Origin of the sequence: Ideonella aquatica (genome assembly GCF_018069755.1) — a bacterium.
Classification (GTDB): domain Bacteria; phylum Pseudomonadota; class Gammaproteobacteria; order Burkholderiales; family Burkholderiaceae_C; genus Ideonella; species Ideonella aquatica.
On sequence record NZ_JAGQDE010000001.1, the window covers coordinates 15,374 to 41,996 of the forward strand.

General features: G+C 70.0%; 27 protein-coding genes. 18 read left to right on the plus strand and 9 right to left on the minus strand.

The window, feature by feature from the left end; translation table 11 throughout:
• Positions 1–15 precede the first annotated feature (15 nt).
• Complete coding sequence (gene lpxC / locus KAK06_RS00085; protein ID WP_210800142.1) at positions 16–951, plus strand: UDP-3-O-acyl-N-acetylglucosamine deacetylase; 936 nt, start codon at positions 16–18, stop codon at positions 949–951.
• 10 nt (positions 952–961) lie between these two features.
• Positions 962–1,147: a hypothetical protein gene (locus KAK06_RS00090; RefSeq protein WP_210799649.1), complete on the plus strand. Its 186-nt coding sequence runs from the start codon at positions 962–964 to the stop codon at positions 1,145–1,147.
• On the opposite strand, the gene KAK06_RS00095 is transcribed toward KAK06_RS00090, so the two are convergent.
• Entirely contained in the window at positions 1,074–1,733 is a 660-nt protein-coding gene (locus tag KAK06_RS00095; protein WP_210799650.1) for a TetR family transcriptional regulator, read from the minus strand. The genes KAK06_RS00090 and KAK06_RS00095 overlap by 74 nt on opposite strands.
• A gap of 144 nt (positions 1,734–1,877) precedes the next feature.
• Here KAK06_RS00095 and KAK06_RS00100 point away from each other — a divergent pair, with 144 nt between their 5' ends.
• Genes KAK06_RS00100 through KAK06_RS00110 form a run of 3 tightly spaced genes read left to right on the plus strand, consistent with a single transcriptional unit; the run spans position 1,878 to position 7,673 of the window.
• A complete protein-coding gene (locus tag KAK06_RS00100; protein ID WP_210799651.1) occupies positions 1,878–3,098 on the plus strand; it encodes an efflux RND transporter periplasmic adaptor subunit in 1,221 nt (406 codons plus the stop codon).
• Positions 3,099–3,114: 16 nt separating this feature from the next.
• Entirely contained in the window at positions 3,115–6,297 is a 3,183-nt protein-coding gene (locus KAK06_RS00105; protein ID WP_210799652.1) for an efflux RND transporter permease subunit, read from the plus strand.
• A complete protein-coding gene (locus tag KAK06_RS00110; protein WP_210799653.1) occupies positions 6,297–7,673 on the plus strand; it encodes an efflux transporter outer membrane subunit in 1,377 nt (458 codons plus the stop codon). Before KAK06_RS00105 ends, KAK06_RS00110 begins: the two co-directional genes overlap by 1 nt.
• On the opposite strand, the gene KAK06_RS00115 is transcribed toward KAK06_RS00110, so the two are convergent.
• A complete protein-coding gene (locus tag KAK06_RS00115) occupies positions 7,674–8,024 on the minus strand; it encodes a DMT family transporter (RefSeq protein WP_210799654.1) in 351 nt (116 codons plus the stop codon).
• A 39-nt stretch (positions 8,025–8,063) separates the two neighbouring features.
• On the opposite strand from KAK06_RS00115, the gene KAK06_RS00120 reads away from it, so the two are divergent.
• From KAK06_RS00120 to KAK06_RS00135, 4 genes are read left to right on the plus strand one after another with little or no spacing between them, the layout of a single operon-like run.
• Positions 8,064–8,687, plus strand: coding sequence for a lysophospholipid acyltransferase family protein (locus KAK06_RS00120; RefSeq protein ID WP_210799655.1), 624 nt, complete (start codon positions 8,064–8,066; stop codon positions 8,685–8,687).
• 1 nt (position 8,688) lies between these two features.
• Positions 8,689–9,663 (plus strand): phosphatidate cytidylyltransferase, encoded by a 975-nt coding sequence (locus KAK06_RS00125; protein ID WP_210799656.1) that lies wholly within the window; start codon positions 8,689–8,691, stop codon positions 9,661–9,663.
• The gene (ruvC, locus tag KAK06_RS00130) at positions 9,660–10,223 is read left to right on the plus strand and encodes a crossover junction endodeoxyribonuclease RuvC (RefSeq protein WP_210799657.1); all 564 of its coding nucleotides are present in this window, start codon (positions 9,660–9,662) and stop codon (positions 10,221–10,223) included. Before KAK06_RS00125 ends, ruvC begins: the two co-directional genes overlap by 4 nt.
• A gap of 10 nt (positions 10,224–10,233) precedes the next feature.
• Positions 10,234–10,929, plus strand: a complete 696-nt coding sequence (locus KAK06_RS00135; protein WP_210799658.1) for a dienelactone hydrolase family protein — start codon at positions 10,234–10,236, stop codon at positions 10,927–10,929.
• On the opposite strand, the gene arfB is transcribed toward KAK06_RS00135, so the two are convergent.
• Genes arfB through dusB form a run of 4 tightly spaced genes read right to left on the minus strand, consistent with a single transcriptional unit; the run spans position 10,930 to position 14,241 of the window.
• Positions 10,930–11,334: an alternative ribosome rescue aminoacyl-tRNA hydrolase ArfB gene (gene arfB / locus KAK06_RS00140; protein ID WP_210799659.1), complete on the minus strand. Its 405-nt coding sequence runs from the start codon at positions 11,332–11,334 to the stop codon at positions 10,930–10,932.
• A 2-nt stretch (positions 11,335–11,336) separates the two neighbouring features.
• Positions 11,337–12,926 carry a bifunctional phosphoribosylaminoimidazolecarboxamide formyltransferase/IMP cyclohydrolase gene (gene purH / locus KAK06_RS00145; RefSeq protein WP_210799660.1) on the minus strand — a complete coding sequence of 530 codons (1,590 nt, stop codon included), beginning with the start codon at positions 12,924–12,926 and terminating at the stop codon, positions 11,337–11,339.
• Between the two features lie 30 nt (positions 12,927–12,956).
• Positions 12,957–13,193, minus strand: a complete 237-nt coding sequence (locus KAK06_RS00150; RefSeq protein ID WP_210799661.1) for a helix-turn-helix domain-containing protein — start codon at positions 13,191–13,193, stop codon at positions 12,957–12,959.
• A 13-nt stretch (positions 13,194–13,206) separates the two neighbouring features.
• Positions 13,207–14,241 (minus strand): tRNA dihydrouridine synthase DusB, encoded by a 1,035-nt coding sequence (dusB, locus tag KAK06_RS00155; protein WP_210799662.1) that lies wholly within the window; start codon positions 14,239–14,241, stop codon positions 13,207–13,209.
• Between the two features lie 72 nt (positions 14,242–14,313).
• On the opposite strand from dusB, the gene KAK06_RS00160 reads away from it, so the two are divergent.
• Together KAK06_RS00160 and KAK06_RS00165 are read left to right on the plus strand one after the other, a co-directional pair.
• Positions 14,314–14,808: a YqaA family protein gene (locus tag KAK06_RS00160; protein WP_210799663.1), complete on the plus strand. Its 495-nt coding sequence runs from the start codon at positions 14,314–14,316 to the stop codon at positions 14,806–14,808.
• 100 nt (positions 14,809–14,908) lie between these two features.
• Entirely contained in the window at positions 14,909–16,414 is a 1,506-nt protein-coding gene (locus KAK06_RS00165; protein ID WP_210799664.1) for a carboxypeptidase M32, read from the plus strand.
• 16 nt (positions 16,415–16,430) lie between these two features.
• Here KAK06_RS00165 and KAK06_RS00170 read toward each other — a convergent pair whose 3' ends face one another.
• Both KAK06_RS00170 and KAK06_RS00175 read right to left on the minus strand, forming a co-directional pair.
• Positions 16,431–17,657 carry a patatin-like phospholipase family protein gene (locus KAK06_RS00170; RefSeq protein ID WP_210799665.1) on the minus strand — a complete coding sequence of 409 codons (1,227 nt, stop codon included), beginning with the start codon at positions 17,655–17,657 and terminating at the stop codon, positions 16,431–16,433.
• Between the two features lie 48 nt (positions 17,658–17,705).
• Positions 17,706–18,293: a phasin family protein gene (locus tag KAK06_RS00175; protein ID WP_210799666.1), complete on the minus strand. Its 588-nt coding sequence runs from the start codon at positions 18,291–18,293 to the stop codon at positions 17,706–17,708.
• Between the two features lie 247 nt (positions 18,294–18,540).
• Here KAK06_RS00175 and KAK06_RS00180 point away from each other — a divergent pair, with 247 nt between their 5' ends.
• Entirely contained in the window at positions 18,541–20,538 is a 1,998-nt protein-coding gene (locus KAK06_RS00180; RefSeq protein ID WP_210799667.1) for an SDR family oxidoreductase, read from the plus strand.
• 37 nt (positions 20,539–20,575) lie between these two features.
• Here KAK06_RS00180 and KAK06_RS00185 read toward each other — a convergent pair whose 3' ends face one another.
• Positions 20,576–20,872 (minus strand): copper-binding protein, encoded by a 297-nt coding sequence (locus tag KAK06_RS00185; protein ID WP_210799668.1) that lies wholly within the window; start codon positions 20,870–20,872, stop codon positions 20,576–20,578.
• A 127-nt stretch (positions 20,873–20,999) separates the two neighbouring features.
• Here KAK06_RS00185 and argB point away from each other — a divergent pair, with 127 nt between their 5' ends.
• From argB to KAK06_RS00215, 6 genes are all read left to right on the plus strand, one after another.
• Positions 21,000–21,908 (plus strand): acetylglutamate kinase, encoded by a 909-nt coding sequence (gene argB, locus KAK06_RS00190; RefSeq protein WP_210799669.1) that lies wholly within the window; start codon positions 21,000–21,002, stop codon positions 21,906–21,908.
• A gap of 2 nt (positions 21,909–21,910) precedes the next feature.
• Positions 21,911–22,594 (plus strand): pyrimidine 5'-nucleotidase, encoded by a 684-nt coding sequence (locus tag KAK06_RS00195; protein ID WP_210799670.1) that lies wholly within the window; start codon positions 21,911–21,913, stop codon positions 22,592–22,594.
• Positions 22,594–23,247: a nucleoid occlusion factor SlmA gene (gene slmA, locus KAK06_RS00200; RefSeq protein ID WP_210799671.1), complete on the plus strand. Its 654-nt coding sequence runs from the start codon at positions 22,594–22,596 to the stop codon at positions 23,245–23,247. The genes KAK06_RS00195 and slmA overlap by 1 nt, the downstream gene beginning before the upstream one ends.
• Positions 23,248–23,351: 104 nt before the next feature.
• On the plus strand, positions 23,352–25,172 hold the full coding sequence (locus KAK06_RS00205; protein ID WP_210799672.1) for a bifunctional metallophosphatase/5'-nucleotidase: 1,821 nt from the start codon (positions 23,352–23,354) through the stop codon (positions 25,170–25,172).
• Positions 25,173–25,212: 40 nt separating this feature from the next.
• Complete coding sequence (locus KAK06_RS00210) at positions 25,213–26,148, plus strand: ATP-binding protein (RefSeq protein ID WP_210799673.1); 936 nt, start codon at positions 25,213–25,215, stop codon at positions 26,146–26,148.
• The gene (locus tag KAK06_RS00215) at positions 26,141–26,617 is read left to right on the plus strand and encodes an NUDIX domain-containing protein (RefSeq protein WP_210799674.1); all 477 of its coding nucleotides are present in this window, start codon (positions 26,141–26,143) and stop codon (positions 26,615–26,617) included. Before KAK06_RS00210 ends, KAK06_RS00215 begins: the two co-directional genes overlap by 8 nt.
• Positions 26,618–26,623 lie beyond the last annotated feature (6 nt).

Consider the following 26,623-nt stretch of genomic DNA (forward strand, 5'->3'; position numbering starts at 1 on the left):
AATCCGGCCGTGACCATGCTCCAGCAACGCACTCTCAAGACCATCACCCGCGCCGTCGGCGTGGGTCTGCACAGCGGCCAGCGCGTCGAGTTGACGCTGCGCCCCGCCGCCCCCGACACCGGCATCGTCTTCCGGCGGGTCGACCTGCCGGTGCCGGTGGACATCCCGGTGCGCTTCGATTCCGTCAGCGACACCCGCATGGCCAGCACCATCTCGCCCGGCGGCGACCCCGGCGGCCCCAAGGTCCAGACCATCGAGCACCTGATGTCGGCCTGCTGTGGCCTGGGCCTGGACAACCTCTACATCGACATCACCGCCGACGAGGTGCCCATCCTCGATGGCTCCTCGGCCAGCTTCGTCTTCCTGCTGCAAAGCGCCGGCATCCAGTTGCAGAACGCGCCCAAGAAGTTCCTGCGCGTGAAGAAGGCGGTGGAAGTGCGCGAAGGCGAGGGCGCCCGGCTGATGTGGGCGCGGCTGGAGCCCTTCCATGGCTTCAAGCTGAGCTTCCAGATCGAGTTCAAGCACCCGGCGCTGGACGCCACCGGCCAGCAGGTGGTGTTCGACATGGGCAGTGGCACCTACGCGCGCGAGATCGCCCGGGCGCGCACCTTCGGCTTCACGCGCGATGTCGAGGCCATGCGCTCGCGCGGCCTGACGCTGGGCGGCAGCATGGACAACGCCATCGTCATCGACGACTACCGCGTGCTCAATGCCGATGGCCTGCGCTACGACGACGAGTTCGCCAAGCACAAGATCCTGGATGCGATCGGCGATCTGTACGTGGGCGGCCACACGCTGCTGGCGGCCTATTCGTCCTTCAAGGGCGGGCACGCGCTGAACAACAAGCTGCTGCGCACGCTGCTGGCCGATGCCCAGGCCTGGGAGCTGGTGAGCTTCCAGGATGCCGCCCACGCGCCGCGCGGCTTTGCCGAACTGGCGCCGGCCTGGTGAGGCGCCCGCGATGCTGATCTTTCGACTGGTCTTCGGCCTGCTGCTGCTCAGCGGCCTGCTGTGCTTTGCCGCCTACATTGCCACCCGCGACCCGCGCTGGCGCTGGCGCGGCCTGGTGGTGGTCAAGTGGACGGTACTGGCCGGGCTGGGCTTTTTCGCCGTGATCCTGCTGGAGCGGCTGGCGGTGATGCTGTAGCGGCCAGACCGGCCACATAGGCCGCCACCGCGCGCTCACCCACCGCCACCAGATCGAAGGCCGACGGGTCCATCGTCCACTGGCGCATCAGGCCATCGATCAGGCCGAACAGGCCCAGCGCGGCGCCGTGGGCGTCGGGTGCCAGCGTTCGGCAAGGCAGTTCCATCGCGCCGACAAACCCGGCCACCGCCTGGCGGTGCCGCTCGCCCACCGGGGCCAGCTCGCCCGTGTACTCGGTCAGGTGCATCGCGATGCGGAACACGCGCTGCATCTGCGCATGGCTGGACAGCTCGCGCAGCGGCGCCATCGCCATCCCGCGCAGCGTGGCAGCGGGGTCGCAAGGCGCCGCGCTGCGGGCCAGGTCAAACGCGCACTCGCAGGGCAGGGTGACGCGGTCCATCATGGCCGTGAACAGGGCGGCCTTGTCCTGGAAGTGCCAGTAGATCGCACCGCGCGTCAGGCCTGCGGCCGCGGCCACCTGCTGCAGCGAGGTGCCGGCCACGCCCTGCGACAGGAAGACCTGTTCGGCCGCATCGAGCAGCTGCTGGCGGGTCACCAGAGCGTCGGCCTTGGATTTGCGAACCATTGAAGAATCCGGGTAGCGTCAACGGCGGGTAAAGACCCTGCCTGATCAACATACATACACGATTGTATGTATACTGCGCCCCTTCGTGCAAGCCAGTCCTCAGCGACCCGGCTGCGCTCCCGAATCTCCCGTGGAAAGCCCCTGATGCCCACCACCGCGTATCCCCTGTGGACCCCTGTCCTGACCCGCGCGCTGCCCCGCGCCGCGCTGACCCTGCTGGTGGCCGCCCTTGTGGCCTGCGGAGGCTCCGGTGGCGGCGCGCCGGGTGGCGGCCAGATGCCGCCATCGCCGGTGGGCGTGGTCACCGCCACCCGCCAGCCGCTGGCCCTGTCCACCGAGCTGCCGGGCCGTCTGGAAGCCCTGCGCAGCGCCCAGGTGCGCGCCCGCGTGACCGGCGTGGTCCAGAAGCGCCTGTTCGCCGAGGGCGGCCAGGTCAAGGCCGGCCAGAGCCTGTTCCAGATCGATGCCGCGCCCTACCAAGCCGCGCTCGACAGCGCCCGCGCCACCGAGGCCAAGGCCGAGGCCGCGCTGGCCAATGCCCAGGCCACGCTGGAGCGCAACCGCCCGCTGGTCGAAGCCAAGGCGATCAGCCAGCAGGAATGGATCAGCACCCAGACCGCGCACAAGCAGGCCCAGGCCGACCTGGCCGCGGCCCGCGCGGCGCGCCAGACCGCAGCGCTGAACGTGGAGTACGCGCAGGTGCGCTCGCCGATCACCGGCCGCATCGGCCGTGCCACCGTCAGCGAGGGCCAACTGGTCAGCCAGACCGAGGCCACGCTGATGGCCACCGTGCAGCAGGTCGACACGCTCTATGTCAACTTCACCCAGTCTGCCGCCGAGGCCCTGCGCCTGAAGCGCGCTTTTGACAGCGGTGCCCTCAAAGCCAGCGGCTCCAACGCGGTGCGTGTGGTGCTGGATGACGGCTCCGAGTACCCGCTGGCCGGCAAGCTGCTGTTCACCGACCTGACGGTCGACGCGACCAGCGGCCAGGTCAGTCTGCGCGCTGAGGTTCCCAATCCCAAGGGGCAGTTGCTGCCGGGCCTGTACGTCAAGGTGCGCATCGAGCAGGCCGCCACCGACCACGCCATCCTGCTGCCGCAGCAGGCGGTGCAACGCAGCGCCGCGGGCGACACCGTGATGCTGGTCGGCGCCGACGGCCAGGTGGCCGTGCGACCGGTCAAGCTGGGCGGCTCGCGCGGCGCCCAGTGGGTGGTCACCGACGGGCTGCAGGGCGGCGAGCAGGTGATCGTTGACGGCTTCCAGAAGATCCGCCCCAAGGCACCGGTCAAGCCAGTGCCCTGGAGCCCGGCCGGCTCGGCGTCGGCGGCGGCAGCGTCGGCACCGGCCTCGGCCGCCAGCCGCTGAGCGCGGGAGTCCACGCATGAACTCGCGTTTCTTCATCGACCGGCCGATCTTCGCCTGGGTCATCGCCCTGTTCGTGGTGGTGATCGGCGCGGCGGCCATCACCCGGCTGCCGGTGGCGCAGTACCCCACCGTGGCGCCGCCGGCCATCGTCATCAGCACCGCCTACCCGGGCGCCTCGGCGCAGGTGCTGGAAGACTCGGTGCTGTCGGTCATCGAGCAGGAGCTCAATGGCGCACCGGGCCTGATCTACATGGAGTCCTCGGCCGACGCCAACGGCGGCGGCAGCATCACCGCCACCTTCGAGCCGGGCACCGATGTGGCCATTGCCCAGATCGAGGTGCAAAACCGCCTCTCGCGCGCCACGCCGCGCCTGCCCAGCGCGGTGACGCAACAGGGCGTGCGCGTCGACAAGGCGCGCTCGAACTTTCTGCTGTTCGTCTCGCTCACCTCCACCAACCCGGCCTATGACCCGGTGGCGCTGGGCGACTATGCCGCGCGCAACATCCAGCCCGAGCTGCTGCGCATCCCGGGCGTGGGCCAGGCCCAGCTGTTTGGCACCGAGCGCGCGATGCGGGTGTGGATCGACCCGGCCAAGCTGCAAGGCTTCGGCCTGTCGCCCACCGACGTGGTGGCGGCGATCCGCGCACAGAACGCCCAGGTCTCGGCCGGCACCATCGGCGCGCTGCCCAATGCCAGCGAGCAATCGATCTACGCCACGATCAACGTCAACGGCCAACTCAGCACCGCCGAGCAGTTCGGCGCCATCCAGCTGCGCGCCAACACCGACGGCTCCAGCGTTCATCTGCGCGATGTGGCCCGCCTGGAGCTGGGCGCCCAGGCCTATGCCAGCCGCTCGCGGCTGAACGGCAAGGACGCGTCAGGCATCGGCATCCAGCTCTCGCCCACCGGCAACGCGCTGGCCACCGCCACGGCCGTCAAGGAGCGCATGGCCGAGCTCAAGGCCTTCATGCCCGAGGGTGTCAGCTACGACATCCCCTACGACTCGTCGAAGTTCGTGCGCATCTCGATCCAGGAGGTCGTCAAAACGCTGATCGAGGCGATCGCGCTGGTCTTTGTCGTGATGCTGGTGTTCCTGCAGAACATCCGCTACACGCTGATCCCCACCATCGTCGTGCCGGTGGCGCTGACCGGCACCTTTGCGGTGATGCTGGCGCTGGGCTTCTCGATCAACGTGCTGACGCTGTTTGGCATGGTGCTGGCGATCGGCATCCTGGTCGACGATGCCATCGTGGTGGTGGAGAACGTCGAACGCATCATGGCCGAGGAGGGCCTGGGCCCGCGCGAAGCCACGATCAAGGCCATGGGCCAGATCACCGGCGCGATCATCGGCATCACCGTGGTGCTGGTCTCGGTCTTCGTGCCGATGGCCTTCTTCAGCGGCTCGGTGGGCAACATCTACCGCCAGTTCTCGCTGGCGATGGTGGCCTCGATGCTGTTCTCGGCCTTCATGGCGCTGTCACTCACCCCCGCGCTGTGCGCCACGCTGCTCAAGCCGGTGCCGGCTGACCACCACGAGAAGCGCGGCTTCTTCGGCTGGTTCAACCGCAGCTTCAAGCGCACCGCCAAGACCTACGAGGGCATGATTGCCAAGGTGCTGCCGCGCGCCGGCCGCTTCCTGGTCATCTATGCCGCGATCATCGCCGCGGTGGCGCTGATGTACCGCCAGTTGCCCACCTCCTTCCTGCCCAACGAGGACCAGGGCTACCTGATCGTCAATGTGCAGCTGCCGCCCGGCGCCGCCCAGGGCCGCACGCTGGAGGTGATCAAGCAGGTCGAGGGCTTCCTGCAGGCTCAGCCCGAGGTCGACAAGGTGGTCAGCGTGCTGGGCTTCAGCTTCTCGGGCTCGGGCCAGAACGCCGCGCTGGTGTTCGTGCCGCTCAAGCCCTGGGAGGAGCGCAGCGGGCCGCAGCACAGCGCGCAGGCGCTGGCCGGCCGCGCCTTTGGCTACTTCATGGGCAACATCCGCGACGCCTTCATCTTCCCGCTGTCGCCGCCGCCCATCCCCGAGCTGGGCACGGCCACCGGCTTCAACTTCCGGCTGCAGGATCGCGGCGGCAACGGGCACGAGGCCTTGCTGGCGGCGCGCAACCAACTGCTGGGCATGGCTTCGCAGAGCAAGGTGCTGCAGGGCGTGCGCCCGGACGGCCTGGAAGACGCACCGCAGCTGCAGCTCGACATCGACCGCGAGCGCGCCGCCGCGCTGGGCGTGTCCTTTGACACCATCGGCAACACGCTGGCGGTGGCGCTGGGTTCGGCCTATGTGAACGACTTCCCCAACGGCGGCCGCCTGCAGCGCGTGATCGTGCAGGCCGAGGCCTCGGCGCGCATGCAGCCCGAGGACGTGCTGCGCCTGTTCGTGCCCAACAACAAGGGGCAGCAGGTGCCGCTGTCGGCCTTTGCGCAGACGCGCTGGGTCACCGGACCGGCGCAGACCGTGCGCTACAACGGCTACCCGGCGATGAAGATCGGCGGCGACGCGGCGCCGGGCTATTCCACCGGTGACGCGATGGCCGAGATGGAGCGCCTGGCCGGCCAGCTGCCCCCCGGCTTCGGCTTCGAGTGGACGGGTCAGTCGCGTGAGGAGAAGCTCTCGGGCGCCCAGGCCACGATCCTGCTGGCCTTCTCGATGCTGGCGGTGTTCCTGTGCCTCTCGGCCCTGTACGAGAGCTGGAGCATCCCGGTGGCGGTGCTGCTGGTGGTGCCGCTGGGTGTGCTGGGCTCGCTGACCGGCGTGTGGCTGCGAGGCATGCCCAACGACGTGTACTTCAAGGTCGGCCTGATCACCATCATCGGCCTGTCGGCGAAGAACGCGATCCTGATCATCGAGTTCGCCAAGGACCTGATGGCCGAGGGCAAGGGGCTGATCGAGGCCACGCTGGAGGCCTGCCATCTGCGCTTCCGCCCGATCCTGATGACCTCGTTCGCCTTCATCCTGGGCGTGCTGCCACTGGCCATCGCCAGTGGCGCCGGCTCGGCCAGCCAGCGCGCCATCGGCACCGGCGTGATGGGCGGCATGATCACCGCCACCGTGCTGGCGGTGCTGATGGTGCCGGTGTTCTTCGTCGTCATCCGCCGGCTGTTCCCGGCCAGCGGCCATGAGGCGCCGCACGGCACCTCGATCGGCTCGGCCGCGACCGATGCGGCCGCCGCGGCCGCACTGAAGAAGGAGGGCCACTGATGCGCCGCCTGCTCACTCCCTTGGCTGCCAGCCTGCTGCTGGCCGGCTGCGTCCACCTGGCGCCCGATTACCAGCGCCCTGCCGCACCTGTGCCCGATACGCTGCCGGCGGCCGCTGAGGTCGCCCCGGGCGCCTGGCCATCCACCACCGAGCTGCTGCGCGACGCGCGCTTGCGCCAGGTGGTCGAGCTGGCCCTGGCCGGCAACCGCGACCTGCGGGCGGCCCTGCTCAATGTCGAGAAGAGCCGCGCCCAGCTGCGCATCGCCGACGCCGACCGCTGGCCCACGCTGTCGGCCGCGCTGATCGCCAGTCGCACGCCCAACAACCAGGGCGTGCAGACCAACAGCTGGCAGGGCGGCCTGCAGCTCTCCAGCTACGAGATCGACCTGCTGGGCCGGGTGCGCGATGGCAGCGATGCCGCGGCGGCCTCGCTGCTGGCCAACGAGGCCGGCGCGCGCGCTGCCCGGCTGGCGCTGGTCACGCAGACCGCCACCGCCTGGCTGACACTGGCGGCCGACACCGAGCAGCTGCGCCTGGCCCGCGCCACGCTGGCCACCCGCGAGGAGTCGCTGCGTCTGACGGCGCTGCGCGAGCGCGTGGGTGCTGCCAGCGCGCTGGAGCTGCGCGCCGCCGAAGGCCTGGCCGCCAGCGCCCGCGCCAGTGTGGCGCAGCTGGAGCGCCAGCAGGCCCAGGACCGCAACGCCCTGGCCTTGCTGGTCGGTCAGCCGCTGACGCCGGCACAACTGCCGCCGGACGATGTCTCGCTGGCCGGCGCCGACTGGCTGGCGCCGGTGCCCGCGGGCATGGGCTCGCAGGTGCTGCTGGCGCGGCCCGACGTGATCCAGGCCGAACAGCAGCTGATCGCCGCCAACGCCAACATCGGCGTGGCGCGCGCCGCGATGTTCCCGCGCCTGGTGATCAGTGGCAGCGCCGGCCAGGTCAGCGACACGCTGGCCGGGCTGTTCGATGGCGGCCAGTTCGCCTACTCGCTGACCTCGACGCTGGCGATGGCGCTGTTCGACAGCGGCCGCAACCAGGCGAACGTGCGTGTGGCCGAGGTCAACCGCGAGCAGGCCGTGGCCAGCTACGAGAAGACGGTGCAGGGCGCCTACCGCGAGGCGGCCGACGCGCTGGTCGCCCAGTCCACCTGGACCCGCCAGGTGCAGGCCCAGCAGGCGCTGCTGGCGGCCGAGCAGGAGCGCAGCCGGCTGACGCGGCTGCGCTTCGAAGTGGGCGCCGCCAGCCTGGTGGACACGCTGGACGCCGAGCGCGCGCTGGCCGCTGCGCAGCAGGCCCTGGTGCAGGTGCGTCTGGCCGAGGCGCTGAACCGCCTGGCGCTCTACAAGGCCTTGGGAGGCGCAGAGCGGGCTGGTTGATCAGTGCTCGCCGGCCTGCAGGCCGATGATGCCCACCACCACCAGCGCGAAGAACAGCGCCTTCATCGGCGTCATCGGCTCCTGGTAGAGCAGCGTGGCCAGCAGGGCCGTGCCCAGCGTGCCGATGCCGGCCCACACCGCATAGGCCGGCCCCAGCGGCACGCCGCGCAGCGCCACCGACATCAGCCAGATGCTGACCAGACCAAAACCCACCGCGCCCGCGGTGGGCGCCGGCTTGGTGAAGCCGTCGCACTCCTTCATCAGCACCGAGAAGGCGATCTCGCAGACGCCGGAGGCCACCACCAGCAGCCAGGCGAAGAGCGGGGTGGGCGAGGACAGCGACCAGTTCATGCCGGCAGTATCGCCGCTGTCTGCGGCTACCATCGGCGCATGACCCGTGCCGAGCTGATGGGCCAGCTGCTCGCCTTCGTCGCCCGCCTGATCACGGGCGCGCAGGGCCACTGGCGCGGCTGCGTGCCGCAGGCGGTGCAGCGCATCTACTTTGCCAACCACCAGAGTCACCTGGACTGGGTGCTGATCTGGGCCGCGCTGCCCGGCGAACTGCGTGCGCGCACCCGGCCGATCGCCGCGCGCGACTACTGGACCTCGTCGCCGCTGAAGCACTGGATCACGCGCGAGGTCTTCCATGCCGTCTATGTCGACCGCCAGCGCCAGGGCGACGAGGACCCGCTGGCACCGCTGCAGCAGGCGCTGCAGGGCGGCGACTCGCTGGTGATCTTCCCCGAGGGCACACGCGGCAGCAGCGGTGAACCGCAAGCCTTCAAGAGCGGCCTCTACCACCTGGCCCGCCAGTTCCCGCAGGTGCAGCTGGTGCCCTGCTGGATCGCCAACGTGCAGCGGGTGATGCCCAAGGGCGAGGTGGTGCCGGTGCCCATCCTGTGCAGCGTCAGCTTCGGTGCACCACTGGTGCTGGGCGAGGACGAGGACAAGGCGGGCTTTCTGGTGCGGGCGCGCGACGCGGTGATGGCCTTGCGACCGCCGGGGGGCGACTGAGGTGGGCTGGCTGAGGTCGCTCAGCGTGGAGCAGCAGGTGGGCCTGCTGTTCGTGGTGCTGTTCGGCGTGCTGGCACTGGCCAGCGCCGGTGCGTTGCTGTGGAACCTGCGCGAGCCGCGCGGCGACCGCGAGCGGCGGGCCCGCGAGCGCTTCGCGCGCGACCTGCGTGCGGTGTGGTTCGGCGCGGTGCTGTTCTGGCTGGGCTGGCTGTCGGGCGCGGTGGGCGCGACGCTGCTGTTCGGCGTGCTGGCCTTCCTGGCGCTGCGCGAGTTCGTCACGCTGATGCACACCCGGCGCAGCGACCACCGCGCGCTGCTGGCGGCCTTTTTCGTGATCCTGCCGCTGCAGTTCGTGCTGGCGGGCGGGCGCTGGTTCAACCTGTTCAGCGTCTTCATCCCGGTCTATGCCTTCATCGCGCTGCCGGTGATCAGTGCGCTGGCCGGCGACCCCGAGCGCTTCCTGGAGCGCAACGCCAAACTGCAGTGGGGCCTGATGGTCTGCGCCTTCGGCCTGTCGCATGTGCCGGCGCTGCTGCTGCTGGAGTTCCGCGGCTATGGCGGCCGCGGCGCCTTCCTGCTGTTCTTTTTGGTGGTGGTGGCGGCACTGGCGCAGATCGCGCAGGAGCTGGCCAGCCATGCCCTGCGCCGGCGGCCCACCGTTCGGGCGATCAGCCGCAGCTTCTCGTGGCGGGCTTGGGGGGCCGGCGTGCTGGTGGGCGCCGTGGCCGGCGCGGCGCTGTACTGGATCACGCCCTTCAAGCCCTGGCAGGCCTTTGCGATGGCGGCGCTGGCGGGGGGTGCCGGGCAGATGGGCGAGCTGGTGATGAAGGCGCTGAAGAAGGACGCAGGCGTACAGTACTGGGGTCCTCAGGCCAGCGTCACCGGTGCGGTGGGCCTGCTCGACCGCATTGCCCCGCTGGCCTTTTCGGCGCCGGTGTTCTTCCATTCGCTGCGCTGGTATTTCTCGCTCCCATGACACGCGTGCTCGGCATCGACCCCGGCCTGGCCACCACCGGCTTCGGCGTCATCGAGAAGGACGGCCCGCGGCTGCACTACGTGGCCAGCGGCACGATCCGCACCACCGGTGCGGGCACCGGTGTCGCACTGGGCGACCTGCCCGGGCGGCTGAAACTGATCTTCGAGGGCGTCACCGAGGTGGCCCAGCGCTACCAGCCCAGCGAGGCCAGCTGCGAAATCGTCTTCGTCAACGTCAACCCGCAGAGCACGCTGCTGCTGGGCCAGGCGCGCGGTGCGGCCCTCACGGCGCTGGTGATGGCGGGGCTGAAGGTCTCCGAGTACACCGCGCTGCAGATGAAGAAATCGGTGGTCGGCCACGGCCACGCCAGCAAGGACCAGATCCAGGCCATGGTGCAGCGCCTGCTGTCGCTGCCCGGCGTGCCGGGCAAGGACGCGGCCGATGCGCTGGGCCTGGCCATCACCCATGCGCACGCCGGCGGCAGCCTGGACGCGATGGCGCGGGCCGCCCCCTTGAACCGCCGCACCCATGCCCACTTCAAGGGTGGGCGCGCCTACTGAGCACCACCCCATGACCGTCACCGCACAGTGGATCGACCTGGACCCCGCCCGCCCGGGCTACCAGGGCTATCTGGCGCTGCCGCCGGCCGGCCGCGGCCCGGGCCTGCTGCTGCTGCAGGAGATCTTTGGCGTCAACGCACACATCCGCGCGGTGGCCCAGCAGTACGCGCTGGACGGCTTTGTGGTGCTGGCGCCCGATGTGTTCTGGCGCCAGTCGCCCCGGGTGGACCTGGGCTACGTGGGGGCCGACCGGGAGCGCGCGCTGGCGCTGATGCAATCCCTGCAGCCGGCCGAGGCCGGGCCAGACCTGGCTGCCGCGCTGGCCGCGCTGAAGGCCCGCCCTGAATGCAGCGGCCGCAGCGCCGCACTGGGCTACTGCATGGGTGGCCGACTGGCCTGGACGCTGGCGGCCCAGGGCGGCCTGGACGCCGCAGTGACGTATTACGGCGGCGGCATCCAGAACCAGCTGGCGCTGGCCCCGGCCATCACCTGTCCGATGCAGTTCCACTACGCGGGCGAGGACCCGCACATCCCGCTGGACGCGGTGGAGTCGGTGCGTGTCGCCATGACGCACAAGCCCGCCGAGCTCTTCGTTTACGAGGGGGCACAGCACGGCTTCAACTGCTGGGCGCGGGCCTCGCACGGCCCGGCCGCCGCGGCGCTGGCACACGGTCGGACGCTGCAGTTCTTGAGCGCGCTGTTCTGATCACTCCGGTCGGCTCTGACGGCCGGCCTTGATCTCACTGCGCTTGCTCTTGCTGGCCAGGCGCCGTTGCTGCGACCCCCGGGTCGGCTTGGTGGCCTTGCGCGCCTTGGGCACATGGGCGGCAGCGTCGACCAGTGCCTGCAGTCGCGCCAGCGCGTCGGACTGGTTCATCGGCAGGCTGCGGTGCTCCTGGGCCTTGATGACCACCACGCCGTCGCTGCCGATGCGGCTGTCGGGCCAGGTCATCAGCCGGGCCTTCAGCGCCTCGGGCAGTGAGCTGGCGCCGATGTCGAAGCGCAGGTGCGCGGCGTTCGACACCTTGTTGACGTTCTGGCCCCCCGCGCCCTGGGCGCGGATGGCCGTGAACTGCACCTCGGCCGGGTCGACCTGCGGTGCCTTGGCCATGTTCAGTGGCGGAAGTGGCGCGTGCCGGTCAGCACCATCGCGATGCCGCGCTCGTCGGCGGCGGCGATCACCTCGTCGTCGCGCATCGAGCCACCCGGATGGATGACGCAGGTGGCGCCGGCGTCGACCACCACGTCCAGGCCGTCGCGGAACGGGAAGAAGGCGTCGCTGGCGACTGCCGTGCCGGCCAGGCTCAGGCCGGCGGCCTGGGCCTTGATGCTGGCAATGCGGGCCGAGTCCAGGCGGCTCATCTGGCCGGCCCCCACACCAAAGGTCATGCCGTCCTTGCAGAAGACGATGGCATTGCTCTTGACGAAGCGCGCCACGGTCCAGGCGAACTTCAGGTCTTCCAGCTGCTGCGCGGTGGGCTTCAGTTTGGTCACCACCTTCAGCTCGCCGACGATGTCGACGTTGTCGGCCGACTGCAGCAGCATGCCGCCGCCCACGCGCTTCATGTCCAGCGGGTTGCTGGTGCGCGAGATGGCCACTTCCAGCAGGCGCACATTGACCTTGCCGGCGTAGGCGGCGCGCGCGGCCGGGGTGATGGTCGGGGCGATCGCCACCTCGACGAAGTGCTTGTTGGCGTTGATCTTCTCGACCACGTCGGCATCCAGCGGCCGGTTGAAGGCGATGATGCCGCCGAAGGCGCTGGTGGGGTCGGTCTTCAGGGCCTTCTCGTAGGCTTCCAGCAGCGTCGCACCCACGGCCACGCCGCAGGGGTTGGCGTGCTTGACGATGACGCAGGCGGGCGCCTCGAAGGCCTTGACGCATTCCCAGGCGGCATCGGCGTCGGCGATGTTGTTGAAGCTGAGCTCCTTGCCCTGGATCTGGGTCCAGCCGGCCAGCAGGCCCGGGGCGACCTGTGCTTCCCTGTAGAAGGCGGCGCTCTGGTGCGGGTTCTCGCCGTAACGCATGCCCTGCACCTTGTGCAGCTGCAGGTTGAACACGCTGGGGTATTCCTCGCGCGCCGGCACGGCGGCGGTGTTCTCCTCGGCGCCCGGGGCCAGCGAGGTCAGGTAGTTGCTGATCATGCCGTCATAGGCGGCGGTGTGCGAGAACACCTTCTTGGCCAGCATGAACTTGGTGGCGCGGGTCAGTGAAGTGCCCTTCGAGGCGGCCAGCTCGGCCAGCACCTGCGGGTAGTCGGCGGGGTCGATCACCACGCCCACGTCCTGCCAGTTCTTGGCGGCGGCGCGCAGCATCGCGGGGCCGCCGATGTCGATGTTCTCGATCGCGTCCTCGAACGTGCAGTCGGCCTTGGCAGTGGCCTGGGCGAAGGGATAGAGGTTGATGATCAGCAGGTCGATCGTGCCAATCCCATGTTCCTTCAGCGCGGCCATGTGCTCGGGCACATCGCGGCGGGCCAGCAGGCCGCCGTGCACGCGCGGGTGCAGGGTCTTGACGCGGCCGTCGAGCATCTCAGGGAAGCCGGTGATCTCGCTGACCTCGGTGACCGGCAGGCCGGCGCTGGCCAGCAGCTTGGCGGTGCCGCCGGTGGACAGCAGGCGGATGCCGTGGCCGTGCAGGGCCTGGGCGAAGTCGACGATGCCGGTCTTGTCGGAGACCGAGAGCAGGGCGGTGAGCTGGGTCATGGTGGGCGGGTCAGTTTGAAGAAGGGGGGATCACTTGATGAGCCGGTGGTCGAGCAGCTTGCGGCGCAGCGTGTTGCGGTTGATGCCCAGCCACTCGGCGGCCTTGCTCTGGTTGCCGTCGGCCTGGCGCATCACCACTTCCAGCAGCGGCTTCTCGGCGCTGGCCATCACCAGGTCGTGCAGCGAGTGCGGCTCGGCGCCGTGCAGGTCCTTGAAATACTGGTCCAGCGTGTCGCGCACGCTCTCCTCGATATTCTTCTTGCTCATGGGTCTCGGGGGGTCAGGCGCGCTCGCGCAACACGGCGTGGTTGGCGGCGGGCAGGGGCAGGCGCTCGTGGGTATCGGCCAGCTCGTCAAAGAAGGTGGACACCGCGCGCAACTGCGCGTTGGCGTCGTCCAGGGTGTTCATCACCGCGCGGAAGGCCTCGCCGCCGGGCAGCGTACGCACCGCCCAACCGATGTGCTTGCGCGCGCTGCGCACGCCACTGGCCTCGCCATAGAGGCCGTAATGGTCGCGCAGGTGGGTGGTCAGCCAGGCCTGCACCTCGCGCGTGGCGGGCGGCGGCAGGTGCTCGCCGGTGGCCAGGAAGTGGGCGATCTCGCGGAAGATCCAGGGTCGGCCCTGGGCGGCGCGGCCGATCATCAACGCGTCGGCGCCGGTGCGCGCCAGCACCGCGGCAGCGGCCTCGGGGGAGTCGATGTCGCCGTTGGCCACCACGGGAATCGACAGCGCGGCCTTCACTGCGGCCACCGTGGCGTGCTCGGCCTGGCCGCTGTAGCCCTGCTCGCGCGTGCGGCCATGGACGGTGACCATCGCCACGCCAGCGCTCTCGGCGGCGCGCGCCAGGCGCAGCGCATTGCGCTCGGTGTCGCACCAGCCGGTGCGCATCTTCAGCGTCACCGGCACGCCGCGCGGTGCGCAGGTGGCCACCACGGCCTCGATGATCTGCAGCGCCAGCGGCTCCTCGCGCATCAGCGCCGAGCCGGCCCACTTGTTGCAGACCTTCTTGGCCGGGCAGCCCATGTTGATGTCGATGATCTGCGCGCCGCGGTCGATGTTGTAGGCGGCGGCCTCGGCCATCATCGGCGCGTCGGTGCCGGCGATCTGCACGGCGATCGGCCCGGGCTCGCCGGTGTGGTCGGCGCGGCGCGAGGTTTTCAGTGACTGCCACAGGTCCTTGCGCGAGGTGACCATTTCGCTCACCGCATAGCCGGCACCCAGGCGCCGGCACAGCTGGCGAAACGGCCGGTCGGTCACCCCGGCCATCGGGGCGACGAACAGCCGGTTCGGCAGCTCATGGGGGCCGATGCGCATGGGGGAGGGTGCTGAAAAAGGAGGCAGGAGTATAGCCCCCAGGGCCTTGTCCGCCGGGCCACAATCGGTGCGATGGAGGCGTGGTTCACATCGCAGCTGGCCGGGCTGATGGATTGGCTGGCGCTGCCGCAGGTCGGCCTGCCGGCGGTGTTCCTGTTCGCGCTGGTGTCGGCGACGCTGCTGCCGCTGGGCTCCGAACCCGCGGTGGCCGCGCTGGTGCTGGCCGAGCCGGGTCTGTTCTGGCCGGCGGTGCTGGTGGCCACCGCGGGCAACACCCTGGGCGGCGCGATCAGCTGGTGGATGGGCTGGGGCGCCGAGCGCGCCTTCGAGCAGGTCACGCACCGGCCGCCGCGCGAGCAACGCGTGCTGGAAATGCTGCGCCGTTTCGGGCCCAAGGCCTGCGTTCTCAGTTGGCTGCCGCTGGTGGGCGATCCGCTGTGTGCGCTGGCGGGCTGGCTGCGGCTGCCCTTCTGGCCCTGCGTGGCCTGGATGGCGCTGGGCAAGTTCCTGCGCTACACGCTGATGACCGCGGCGATCGTGGCGGGTTGGCCGCTGCTGTCGGCCTGAGCCATCTGTCAACGGGTGCAACCGGCGGTCCGCCGCGGCAGGCCAGCATTCACAATCGGGGGACCATCGGGCCCCGACCGCTGGAGGGAGTGAAACCACAATGACAACCGAGCCATCCGCCGCATCCGCTTACCAGGCCCTGTGCGCGGCCTTCGCACGCATCCACCGCTACGAGCACCTGCAGGGCATCGTCAGCTGGGACCAGGCGGCCTACATGCCCCCGGCCGGCAACGAGGCGCGCGCGGCGGCGCTGGCCGAGCTGGCCGCGCTGCTGCACCGCCTACGCACCGAACCCAAGATCGGCCACCTGCTGACCCAGGCCGACGCCGAGCCGCTGGACGCGGTGCAGCGGGCCAATCTGCGCGAGATCCGCCGCCACTGGCTGCTGGCCACCGCCTGGCCCGAGGACCTGGTCGAGCGCCGCGCGCTGGCCGGCGCGCGCTGCGAGCACGCCTGGCGCAGCCAGCGCCCGGCCAACGATTGGGCCGGCTTTGCCGCCAACCTGCGGCCGGTGCTGGAGATCGCCCGCGAGGAAGCGCGGCTGCTGGCCGAGCGCAGCGGCCTGGGCCTGTACGACGCGCTGATGGACCAGTACGAGCCCGGCATGCGCGCGGCCGAGGTGGCGCGCCTGTTCGGCGAGGTGCGGCGCTGGCTGCCCGGGCTGATCCAGCAGGTGGTGGCGCGGCAGACCCAGGCGCCGGTGATCGATCCGGTGGGCCCGTTCTCGGTGCCGGCCCAGCGCGGTCTGTGCGAGCAGGTGATGCGCCGCCTGGGCTTTGATTTCCAGGCCGGCCGGCTGGATGTGTCCACCCACCCATTCTCGGGCGGCGCACCCGAGGATGTGCGCCTGACCACCCGCTTCGTCGAAGACAACTTTGTGCTCGCGCTGATGGGCACCATCCACGAGACCGGCCATGGCCGCTACGAGCAGGGCCTGCCGCGGGCCTGGCTGGGCCAGCCGATCGGTGCGGCCCGCTCGATGGCGCTGCACGAGAGCCAGAGCCTGTCCTTCGAGATGCAACTGGGCGGTCACCCCGGCTTCGCGCGGCTGCTGGCGCCGCTGCTGGTCGAGGCCTTCGGCGCCCAGCCGGCCTTCGAGCCGCTGAACCTGCACCGGCTGCTGACGCGGGTGAAGCCCGGCCTGATCCGGGTCGAGGCCGACGAGGTCACCTACCCGGCGCATGTGATCCTGCGCTTCGAGATCGAGCGCGCGCTGATCGAGGGCGAGGCCGAGGTCGACGACATCCCGGCCATGTGGGACGAGCGCATGCAGTCGCTGCTGGGCCTGGACACCCGCGGCAATTTCCGCGATGGCCCGATGCAGGACATCCACTGGACCGATGGGTCTTTCGGCTACTTTCCCTGCTATTCACTGGGGGCGATGTACGCCGCGCAGTGGTTTGCCGCGATGCGCCGCGACCTGCCCGGTCTGGACGCCTCGATCGACGCGGGTGACCTGTCGCCGGCACTGGATTGGCTGTCTGCGCGCATCTGGTCGCAGGCCAGCCAGTGGCCGACCGACGAGCTGGCGCAGCGCGCCAGCGGTGAGACGCTGAACCCGGCGCACTTCCGGGCGCACCTGGAGCGGCGCTATCTGCCCGACTGAGGACCCGCGCGACTGATCAGCGGCGCGACACCCAGCGCTCCAGCCGGTCCAGCGTGCGGTGGGTGCGCGCGACCAGCGCCTTGCCGCGCGGCGCTGGCGGCGGCGTGTCACTGGCCAGCAACTGGCGCGGCTCGTGCAGCCGATCCTCGTTCAGGCGCAGGCCGTGGCGCGCCAGTGTCGGGGCCAGCTCGGCGGCGCGCTCGCGCAGCATCTGCCGGGTCTGCTGGAAGGCATGGCTGGCCAGGCGGCGGCGCATCGAGTAGCTGAAGGTGCCGGCATGGAACATCTCGGCGTCGCCGTGGTCGGGCTCGAAGAGCAGGATGTCGCAGTCCGGATGGCTGCGCTCGTAGCCCTTCATGCCCAGCTCCAGCCGTGAATGGATCAGCGAGCGGAAGGTCTGGCTCAGCAGCGCCGGCAGGCCGCCCTGTTCCAGCCGCGGAATCGCGCCGGTGCCGGTGCGCCGGCCCTGGCCCGGCTCGTGGGAGGCATCAAAAGGCACCAGCGGGTTCAGGCAGATCAGCAGGTCCAGGCCGCGCTCGAGCAGCACCGAGGCATGCACGGTCTTCTTCAGCGCGCCGTCCACATAGTGCCGGCCACCGATCTCGACCGGCGGGTACAGGCCCGGCAGCGCGGCGCTGGCGACCACGGCCTGCGAGATCGGCACCTCATCCCAGCCGGGTTGGCCGAAGGGGGCGGCGTCGCCGGTGTCCAGGTCGGTGGCCACCACCACCAGCCGCTGACCCAGGTCGCGGAAGTCATTGCTGCGGCCCGGCGCCGAGAACAGCTGGCGCAGATGGCGCTCGAGCGGCGCGTTGTCGAAGAAGCCGTTGGGCAGCAGGCGGCCGACATCGGACATCCAGCCCGCCAGCGAGCCGCGGCCCAGCATCCACTGCCAGGCGGCCGAGGCGGTGACCATCGGCGCCATCGCCATGCGGCGCACGTACTCGTTCCAGGCGGGCTGGGTGAACAGACCTGGGTCGATGACGCTTTCGTCGCCACCGACGTTCTCGATGAAGGCCTCGCACATCGCGCGCGGTGTCAGGCCATTGGCCAGCGCGGCAGCGATGAAGGCGCCGGCCGAGACGCCGACGAAGTGGTCCACCCCGGTGAAGGACAGACCCTCGACCGAGTCTTCCAGCGCGCACAGGGCGCCGATCTCATAGATGGCGCCGATCGGGCCGCCGCCCGCCAGGGCCAGGCCGATGCGCGGGCGGCGCGGGGGACGTCGTCGGGGTCGGGCCATGCGTCAGGGCGGGGTGGGCGCCAGGGCGCCAGCACCCCGGCGGGAGCTTCAGGCCGCGGGGGCCGCCTTCTTGGCCGCCGCCTTGCGCGGCGCGGCGGCCTTCTTGGCAGGGGCCGGAGCCGGTGCCGGCGCCGCGGCCTTGGCGGCGGCCTTCCTCGGTGCGGTGGCCTTGCGCGGCGCCTTGGCCGGCTTGGCGGGCTTGACGTCGCCGCCCAACTGGGCCACGGCGGCGGCCAGGGCCTCGACGCGGGCGGTCAGCTCGGCCACGTCCTTGGCGGTGGGCACGCCCAGCTTGCTCATCGCCTTGGCGGTGCGGGCCTCGAAGATCGATTCCAGCTTGTCCCAGGAGGCGCCGGCCTTGTTGGTGACCTCACCGGCCATCGCGCTCATCTTGCCGGTCACGTCGCCCAGGCGCTCCTCGGCCACGGCCTGGGTCTTGCGCTGCAGGCTCACGCCTTCCTTGACCAGCGCCTCGAAGACCTTGCCGCCTTCTTCCTGTGCCTTGGCGAACGCGCCCATGCCGGCCAGCCAGATCTGCTGGGCCGAGGCCTTGACGGCGCCGGCGAGTTGGCTGTCGAGCAGGCCGGCGGGGTTGGCGGCCTTGGCCTCGGCCATCTTCTTGAGCTTCTTGACCATGGGATGTGTCCTCGCAGTGTCCGTGTGGCGTGGCTGGGTGGCCCGCGCCAAAGGCTTGGGCGCCTCGGGCGGCCACGCTGTCCCCCGAGTCATGCAGGCCAGTGTAGGCAGGCGGCCTGGAGGCTTCATCCTAATCCGCTAGGGAGACCGCTCTATCCCGGGATGATCCCGGGTTTGCGCGCAAAGGCCGGGCGGGCGGGCAGCGCCACAATCGGCGCCATTCATCGAGCACCGCAAGGAGATGGGCATGCGTTACTTCGTCACTGGCGCCACCGGGTTCATCGGCAAGCGCCTGGTCGCCGCGCTGCTGGCGCGCCGCGGCAGCACCGTGTACTTCCTGGTCCGCCCCGGCAGCGAGGGCAAGGTCCAGGGCCTGCTGGAGGCCTGGGGCGTGTCCAAGAACCGCGCGGTGGCGGTGACCGGTGACCTGACCAGCCGCAAGCTGGGCGTGGCCGCCGACCAGATCAAGGCCCTGAAGGGCCAGATCGACGCGGTCTACCACCTGGCCGCGGTCTACGACCTGGAGGCCGATGCCGAGAGCCAGGTGCGCGTGAACGTCGAAGGCACGCGCAACGTGGTCGAGTTCGCCAAGGCCGTCGACGCCGGCCACCTGCACCATGTCAGCTCGATCGCAGCCGCCGGCCTGTACGAGGGCGTGTTCCGCGAGGACATGTTCGACGAGGCCGAGAACCTCGACCACCCGTACTTCAGCACCAAGCACGAGAGCGAGAAGATCGTGCGCACCGAGTGCAAGGTGCCCTGGACGGTCTACCGCCCGGCGGCGGTGGTCGGCGACTCGCGCACCGGCGAGATGGACAAGATCGACGGGCCCTACTACTTCTTCAAGCTGATCCAGCGCATGCGCCAGATCCTGCCGCCCTGGATGCCGGCGGTGGGCCTGGAGGGTGGGCGCATCAACATCGTGCCGGTGGATTTCGTGGTGGCGGCGCTGGACCACATCAGCCACTCCAAGCACGTCATCAAGGGCAAGTGCTTCCACCTGGTCGACCCGGTGGGCTACCGCGTGGGCGACGTGCTGGGCGTGTTCGCCAAGGCCGCGCATGCGCCGAAGATGAACCTCTTCGTCAACGCCGCGCTGCTGGGCTTCATCCCGCGCAGCGTGAAGAAGGGCCTGATGGCGCTGGCGCCGGTGCGCCGCATCCACCGCGCGGTGATGGCCGACCTGGGCCTGCCCGAGGACATCCTCACCTTCGTCAACTACCCCACGCGCTTCGACTGCCGCGAGACGCAGGCGGCGCTGAAGGGCTCGGGCATCGAGTGCCCCAACCTGCACGACTACGCCTGGCGGCTGTGGGACTACTGGGAGCGCCACCTCGACCCCGACCTGTTCAAGGACCGCTCGCTCAAGGGATCGGTGGCTGGCAAGGTGGTGCTGGTGACGGGCGGCTCGTCAGGCATCGGCCTGGCCGCGGCGATCAAGTTCGCCGAGGCCGGCGCGATCACTGTGATCTGTGCGCGTGACGAGATCAAGCTCAAGGAAGCCGCCGACGAAATCCGTGAGCAGGCCGGCAAGGACGCCCAGATCCACACCTTCAGCGCCGACATCGCCAACGAGGAGAGCTGCGCCGCGCTGGTGACCTGGCTGACCGAGCAGTTCGGCGGTGTGGACGTGCTGGTCAACAACGCCGGACGCTCGATCCGCCGCGCCATCGAGTCCAGCTACGACCGCTTCCATGACTACCAGCGCACGATGGACCTGAACTACTTCGGCTGCCTGCGCGTGACCATGGGCCTGCTGCCGGGCATGGCGGCCAAGCGCAAGGGCCACGTGGTCAACATCAGCTCGATCGGCGTGCTGACCAACGCGCCGCGCTTCTCGGCCTATGTGGCCAGCAAGGCGGCGCTGGACGCCTGGACGCGCTGCGCCTCGAGCGAGTTCGCCGACGTGGGCATCACCTTCACCACGATCAACATGCCGCTGGTGCGCACGCCGATGATCGCGCCCACCAAGATCTACAACAACGTGCCCACGCTGTCGCCGGAAGAGGCCGCCGACATGGTGGCCGAGGCGGTGATCCACAAGCCGGTGCGCATCGCCACCCGCCTGGGCATCTTCGGCCAGGTGCTGCACGCGCTGGTACCGCGGGTGGCGCAGATCGTCATGAACACCAGCTTCCGCATGTTCCCGGACTCGGAAGCGGCCAAGGGCGAGAAGGGCGGCAAGCCGCAGCTGTCGGCCGAGGCGGTGGCGCTGCAGCAGATGATGCGCGGCATCCACTTCTGAGGCCGCTCGGGTCGCGCGGGCTTGCCCGCGCGACGTCTCACTTCTTGCGGATGGCGGTGACGACGTAGGCGCCGTCGCGCTTCTCGGCCTCGAACACCACCTGGTCGCCCACGGCCAGGCCCTGCAGCAGCGTCGCTGAGGTGGCCTTGTAGGCCATGGTCATGGCCGGCATGTCCAGGCTGGCGATGGCGTCGTGCTTGAGCGTGATGCGCATCTGTGCAGCGTCGATCTTGCGGACCTCGCCATCGGCCGCGGCTGCCAGACCGCTGGTCAAGGCCAAGCCGGCGGCGAGCACCAGGCGGGCGATGGAAGCGAGGGGGCGGGCGGTGCGCATGGCAGGGTTCTCCTTGTAGGGCTTCAACGCGGGCGGTGCGGTCCGGGATGACGCAGCCGTTGGGGCCGAATGATGCCGCAGCCGGTCCCTACAATCCGGCCATCCCCCTTTCGCCCCCGTCACCGCCATGACTTCGACCCCCACCCACGTCAGCGTCGACCACATCCTGCCGCGCGAGAAGGCCGAGATCCTCTCGCAGGCCCTGCCCTACATCCGCAAGTACCACGGCAAGACCCTGGTCATCAAGTACGGCGGCAACGCCATGACCGACCCCGCGCTGCAACAGGACTTCGCCGAGGACATCGTGCTGCTCAAGCTGGTCGGCATGAACCCGGTGGTGGTGCACGGCGGCGGCCCGCAGATCGACGAGGCGCTGAACCGCCTGGGCAAGAAGGGCACCTTCATCCAGGGCATGCGCGTCACCGACGAGGAGACCATGGAGGTCGTCGAGTGGGTGCTGGGCGGCGAGGTGCAGCAGGACATCGTCGGTCTGATCAACGCCGCCGGCGGCAAGGCCGTGGGCCTGACCGGCCGCGACGGCGGCCTGATCCGCGCCAAGAAGCTGAAGATGGTCGACAAGGACGACCCCAGCAAGGAACACGACGTTGGCCAGGTGGGCGACATCGACTCGATCGACCCCAGCGTCGTCAAGGCGCTGCAGGACGACGCCTTCATCCCGGTGATCAGCCCGATCGGCTTTGGCGAGCACAATGAAAGCTACAACATCAACGCCGACGTGGTGGCCGCCAAGCTGGCCACGGTGCTGAAGGCCGAGAAGCTACTGATGCTGACCAACATCACCGGCGTGCTCGACAAGAGCGGCCAGCTGCTGACCGACCTGACCGCCCGCCGCATCGACGAGCTGTTTGCTGACGGCACCATCAGCGGCGGCATGCTGCCCAAGATCGCTGGTGCGCTGGACGCTGCCAAGAGCGGCGTCAACGCGGTGCACATCATCGACGGCCGGGTCCCCCACGTGCTGCTGCTGGAGATCCTCACGGACCAGGCGTTCGGAACCATGATTCGAAGCCATTGAGCATGGTCCGACGGGTCTGGCTGTTCGACCTCGACAACACGCTGCACAACGCCGGCGCGTCGGCGTTCCGCTACTTCGATGGGGCGATGAACCGCTACATCGAGGAGCATCTGCAGGTCGCGCCCGAGGAGGCCGACCGCTTGCGTGCCGACTACTGGCATCGCTACGGCTCGACGCTGCTGGGGCTGATCCGCCACCACGGCGTGCGCCCCAGCCATTTCGTGCGCCACACCCACGCCTTCCCGGGTCTGGAGCGTGAGCTGGTGGGTCATCCGCATGACCTGGCGGCGCTGCGGCACTTGACCGGGCGCAAGATCGTGCTGACCAATGCCGGTCGGGACTACGCGCTGCGCGTGCTCAAGGCGCTGCGCATGGAGGGCTTGTTCGACGAGGTGATCGGCATCGAGGAGATGCGCATGTTCGGCCACCTCCGGCCCAAGCCCGACGCCCGCCTGTTCAGGGCACTGGCGGCCCGGCTGGGGGTGCATCCATCGCGCTGCGTGCTGGTCGAGGACACGCTGCTGCATCAGCGCGCCGCCCACGCCGTGGGCATGCGCACGGTGTGGATGCAGCGCTGGCTCAAGCACCATGCGCACGGGCCGGAAGTCGGTGTTTACCTGCACCGCAGGCCGCCCTATGTGTGTGCAAGAATCAAAACGCTGCAACAGTTGCGCCGGCTGCCCTGATGTCTGACCTGCCCGAATCCGCCGACCCGGTCGAGACCGAGGCACCCACCGACACGGCAGCGGCGGCGTCCGGCCGCAAGCGCCCCAAGCCGGGTGAACGCCGCGTGCAGATCCTGCAAACCCTCGCCGCCATGCTGGAGCAGCCCGGCGCCGACCGCATCACCACCGCCGCGCTGGCCGCCCAGCTGCAGGTCAGCGAGGCCGCGCTCTACCGCCACTTCGCCAGCAAGGCGCAGATGTTCGAAGGGCTGATCGAGTTCATCGAGTCCAGCATCTTCAGCCTGATCAACCAGATCGCCGAGCGCGAGCCCGATGGCCGCGCCCAGGCGCAGCGCATCACCCAGGTGCTGCTGCAGTTCGGCGAGAAGAACCCGGGCATGACCCGTGTGATGGTGGGCGATGCGCTGGTCTTCGAGCACGAGCGCCTGACCACGCGCATGAACCAGTTCTTCGACCGTGTCGAATCGCAGCTGCGCCAGAGCCTGCGCCAGGAGGCCCAGGCCGAGGGCTCGGCCACCCCCACGGTCGATGCCAATGGCCGCGCATCAGCGCTGACGGCCTTCATCGTCGGCCGCCTGCAGCGCTATGCCCGCTCGGGCTTCCGCCGCCTGCCCACCGAACAGCTCGACGTCGCGCTGGCCCTGCTGGCCTGATGCCCCCGGGCGCCGACGGCGTCAGTCGGCCGACACAATCCTGTCAACGCCACGCCCTCCAATCGGCTCATCGGCAGCCTGCTGCCATGACCCTCGGAGGACCCATGCTCACCCGTTCCCGCACCCTGGCCGCCTTGGCGCTGCTGGCCGCCGCCACCTCGGCCCTGGCCGGCCCGCCCGCCACGCTGACCGTCAAGATCCTGTCGCTCAACGACTTCCATGGTCAGCTCGAGTCCCCCGGCACCTTCCGCGCTCGGGCCACTGACCCCGCCGTGCCGGCCGGGGGAGCCGACTACCTGGCTGGCTACGTGACCGCGGCCAAGGCGGCCAACCCACACACGGTGGTGGTCTCGGCCGGCGACCTGATCGGCGCCAGCCCGTTGGTCTCGGCGCTGTTTCATGACGAGCCGACGATCGAGGTGATGAACCGCATCGGGCTGGACTTCAATGCGGTGGGCAACCACGAGTTCGATGATGGCAAGGTCGAGCTGCGTCGCATGCAGCGCGGCGGCTGCCACCCGAGCGACACCACGAACAGCTGCCGCGGTGCCGAGGTGGGCACGCCGGTGCCCTTCGAGGGCGCGCGCTTCGACTTTCTGGCGGCCAATGTGGTGCAGCGGCGCAACGGTGACACGCTGTTCCCGCCCTATGGCGTCAAGACCTTCGACGCCGGCGGCCGCCAGCTGCGCATGGCCTTCATCGGCATGACACTCAAGGACACGCCGCAGATCGTGTCGCCGTCAGGCATCAAGGGCCTGGCCTTCATGGACGAGGCGCAGACCGTCAATGCGCTGGTGCCGCGCCTGCGTGCCGCGGGCATCGAGGCCATCGTGGTGATGATCCACCAGGGCGGCGTACAGACCGGCACCACCGCCGACATCAATGGCTGCGAAGGTGGCTTGGAAGGCTCGCCGATCAAGCCGATCGTCGCTGCGCTCGATGGCGCCGTGGACCTGGTGCTGACCGGCCACACCCACGCCGCCTACAACTGCCAGCTGCCGCTGGCCAGCGGCCGGCTGGTGACGGTGACCAGCGCCAATGCGATCGGCCGCGTGCTGACCGACATCGATGTCACGCTGGACCGCCGCAGCGGCGACGTCACCGCGGTGAGCGCCGTCAACAAGGTGGTGGACCGCAGCAATCCGGCGATCGTGCCGAGCGCGCAGGTGGCCGCGATCACCAGCGCCTACAAGACCATCGCCGCACCGGTCGCCAACCAGGTGATCGGCGCCATCACCCGCGACGTGCCCAACACCAAGGACGCCGCCTGCAACATGCCGGCCGGCGATCTGGTGGCCGACGCCCAGTTGGCTGCCACCGCGCCGGCCGACCGCGGCGGCGCCCAGCTGGCGCTGATGAATCCCGGCGGCGTGCGCAGCCCCGGCTTCCTTTTCGCCGGCAGCGGCGTGGGTGAAGGCGATGGCAACGTCACCTACGGCGAGGCCTTCACCGTCCAGCCCTTCGGCAACAGCCTGGTCACGCTGACGCTGAGCTCGCAGCAGCTCAAGGACGTTCTGGAGCAGCAGTTCCCCAACTGCTTCGGCCAGACCAGCTTTGCGCGGGTGATGCTGCCATCCCAGGGCGTTCGCTACGAATGGGACCATGCCCAGGTCTGCGGCGGCAAGGTGCGCAATCTGAGCGTGCAGTTGCCGGAGGGCACGGTGACGGTGGTGGATGCGGCGGGCACGGTGCTGGAGCCCACCCGTCCCTGGCGCGTGACGGTGAACAATTTCATGGCCGATGGCGGCGACGCCTTCACGGTGTTCAAGGGCGGCTCCAACCGCCTGGGCGGTGGTCAGGACATCGATGCGCTGGTGAGCTACATGGCCCGCTTCAAGGCGCCGAATCCGCCCTATGACCCGGCCGCTGCCAACCTGGGCAAGCCGCGCATCGTGCGCCTGGACGCGGGCACCAGTTGCCCCTGAGCGGGCCCTCAGCGCTGCGGCCGCCCACTACACTGGCAGGATGTTCGATCCCGCCACATTGATGGGCCTGCTGGAGCGTGCCGATGCGGTGCTTCAGCGCCTCGAAGCCGTGCTGCCGCGCCCGCTGGCCGACCCCGACTGGTCGGCCTCGATCGCGTTTCGCTACCGCAAGCGCCAGGGCGCGGGCTGGCTGGAGCCGGTGCGCCATGTCGGCCTGATCCGCCTGGACGACCTGAAAGAGGTGGACACCCAGCGCGAGCGGCTGCGCCGCAACACCGCGCAGTTCGTGGCCGGCCGGCCGGCCAACAACGTGCTGCTGACAGGCGCGCGGGGCACCGGCAAGAGCTCGCTGATCCGCGCCTGCCTGCATGAGTTCGCCGAGCGCGGCCTGCGCCTGATCGAGGTGGACAAGACCGATCTGGTGGATCTGCCCGACATTGTCGAGCGCATCGCCGGCCGGCCCGAGCGCTTCGTGATCTTCAGCGACGACCTCAGCTTTGAAGAAGGCGAGGCCGGCTACAAGGCGCTGAAGTCCATTCTCGATGGCTCGGTGGCCGCCAGCACCGAGAACGTGCTGATCTACGCCACCAGCAACCGCCGCCACCTGCTGCCCGAGCGCATGGCCGACAACCTGGCGGCGCGCCACGACGAGAACGGCGAGCTGCATCCGGGCGAGGCGATCGAGGAAAAGATTTCGCTGTCCGAGCGCTTCGGCCTGTGGATCAGCTTTTACCCGTTCAGCCAGGACGAGTACCTGGCCATCGTGCGGCAATGGCTGGCGCACTACGGTGTGCCCGCCTCCGCCTGGGACGCCGCGCGGCCGCAGGCCCTGGTGTTTGCGCTGGAGCGCGGCTCGCGCTCGGGCCGCGTGGCGCACCAGTTCGCACGTGACTTCGCCGGCCGCGATCACGCCGATGACACCGCACCCGCGCGCAGCAGCGACACCCCGGCGCCCGACGGTCTGGACCATGTCTGAGCCAGTGCACTCGGCCGACGGCGTGGCCCGCGCGCCGCGCCCCGCGGTGGAGGTGGCCGTGGGTGTGCTGGTGCGCCGTGATGCCTCGGGCCAGGAGCGGCAGTTCCTGCTGACCTCGCGTCCGCCGGGCAAGGTTTACGCCGGCTACTGGGAGTTCCCGGGCGGCAAGCTGGAGGCTGGCGAGAGCGTGCACCAGGCGCTGGCGCGTGAGTTGCACGAGGAGCTGGGCATCACCATCGGCGCCAGCCGGCGCTGGCATGAGCTGGTGATGGACTACGAGCACGCCCGCGTGCGACTGCACTTCCGCCTGGTGTCCTCGTGGAGCGGCGAGCTGCAGATGCGCGAAGGCCAGGCCATGGCCTGGGAGACCTTGCCGGTGGCCAGCGTGCCGGTGCTGCCGGGCACCATTCCGGTGCTGCGCTGGTTCGCCGACGAGTGGGGACATGCCGGTCCCACCCACGCAGGCTGAGTCGGC

Coding starts and splice junctions, on each gene's coding strand:
- slmA (WP_210799671.1), top strand. CDS start 22,594: ATGTCTGACCTGCCCGAATCCGCCGACCCGGTCGAGACCGAGGCACCC.
- KAK06_RS00120 (WP_210799655.1), top strand. CDS start 8,064: ATGACCCGTGCCGAGCTGATGGGCCAGCTGCTCGCCTTCGTCGCCCGC.
- lpxC (WP_210800142.1), top strand. CDS start 16: ATGCTCCAGCAACGCACTCTCAAGACCATCACCCGCGCCGTCGGCGTG.
- argB (WP_210799669.1), top strand. CDS start 21,000: ATGACTTCGACCCCCACCCACGTCAGCGTCGACCACATCCTGCCGCGC.
- KAK06_RS00090 (WP_210799649.1), top strand. CDS start 962: ATGCTGATCTTTCGACTGGTCTTCGGCCTGCTGCTGCTCAGCGGCCTG.
- KAK06_RS00175 (WP_210799666.1), bottom strand. CDS start 18,293: ATGGTCAAGAAGCTCAAGAAGATGGCCGAGGCCAAGGCCGCCAACCCC.
- KAK06_RS00165 (WP_210799664.1), top strand. CDS start 14,909: ATGACAACCGAGCCATCCGCCGCATCCGCTTACCAGGCCCTGTGCGCG.
- KAK06_RS00170 (WP_210799665.1), bottom strand. CDS start 17,657: ATGGCCCGACCCCGACGACGTCCCCCGCGCCGCCCGCGCATCGGCCTG.
- KAK06_RS00150 (WP_210799661.1), bottom strand. CDS start 13,193: ATGAGCAAGAAGAATATCGAGGAGAGCGTGCGCGACACGCTGGACCAG.
- KAK06_RS00215 (WP_210799674.1), top strand. CDS start 26,141: ATGTCTGAGCCAGTGCACTCGGCCGACGGCGTGGCCCGCGCGCCGCGC.
- KAK06_RS00095 (WP_210799650.1), bottom strand. CDS start 1,733: ATGGTTCGCAAATCCAAGGCCGACGCTCTGGTGACCCGCCAGCAGCTG.
- KAK06_RS00180 (WP_210799667.1), top strand. CDS start 18,541: ATGCGTTACTTCGTCACTGGCGCCACCGGGTTCATCGGCAAGCGCCTG.
- purH (WP_210799660.1), bottom strand. CDS start 12,926: ATGACCCAGCTCACCGCCCTGCTCTCGGTCTCCGACAAGACCGGCATC.
- KAK06_RS00210 (WP_210799673.1), top strand. CDS start 25,213: ATGTTCGATCCCGCCACATTGATGGGCCTGCTGGAGCGTGCCGATGCG.
- KAK06_RS00115 (WP_210799654.1), bottom strand. CDS start 8,024: ATGAACTGGTCGCTGTCCTCGCCCACCCCGCTCTTCGCCTGGCTGCTG.
- KAK06_RS00205 (WP_210799672.1), top strand. CDS start 23,352: ATGCTCACCCGTTCCCGCACCCTGGCCGCCTTGGCGCTGCTGGCCGCC.
- ruvC (WP_210799657.1), top strand. CDS start 9,660: ATGACACGCGTGCTCGGCATCGACCCCGGCCTGGCCACCACCGGCTTC.
- KAK06_RS00160 (WP_210799663.1), top strand. CDS start 14,314: ATGGAGGCGTGGTTCACATCGCAGCTGGCCGGGCTGATGGATTGGCTG.
- KAK06_RS00110 (WP_210799653.1), top strand. CDS start 6,297: ATGCGCCGCCTGCTCACTCCCTTGGCTGCCAGCCTGCTGCTGGCCGGC.
- arfB (WP_210799659.1), bottom strand. CDS start 11,334: ATGGCCAAGGCACCGCAGGTCGACCCGGCCGAGGTGCAGTTCACGGCC.
- KAK06_RS00100 (WP_210799651.1), top strand. CDS start 1,878: ATGCCCACCACCGCGTATCCCCTGTGGACCCCTGTCCTGACCCGCGCG.
- KAK06_RS00185 (WP_210799668.1), bottom strand. CDS start 20,872: ATGCGCACCGCCCGCCCCCTCGCTTCCATCGCCCGCCTGGTGCTCGCC.
- KAK06_RS00195 (WP_210799670.1), top strand. CDS start 21,911: ATGGTCCGACGGGTCTGGCTGTTCGACCTCGACAACACGCTGCACAAC.
- KAK06_RS00105 (WP_210799652.1), top strand. CDS start 3,115: ATGAACTCGCGTTTCTTCATCGACCGGCCGATCTTCGCCTGGGTCATC.
- KAK06_RS00135 (WP_210799658.1), top strand. CDS start 10,234: ATGACCGTCACCGCACAGTGGATCGACCTGGACCCCGCCCGCCCGGGC.
- dusB (WP_210799662.1), bottom strand. CDS start 14,241: ATGCGCATCGGCCCCCATGAGCTGCCGAACCGGCTGTTCGTCGCCCCG.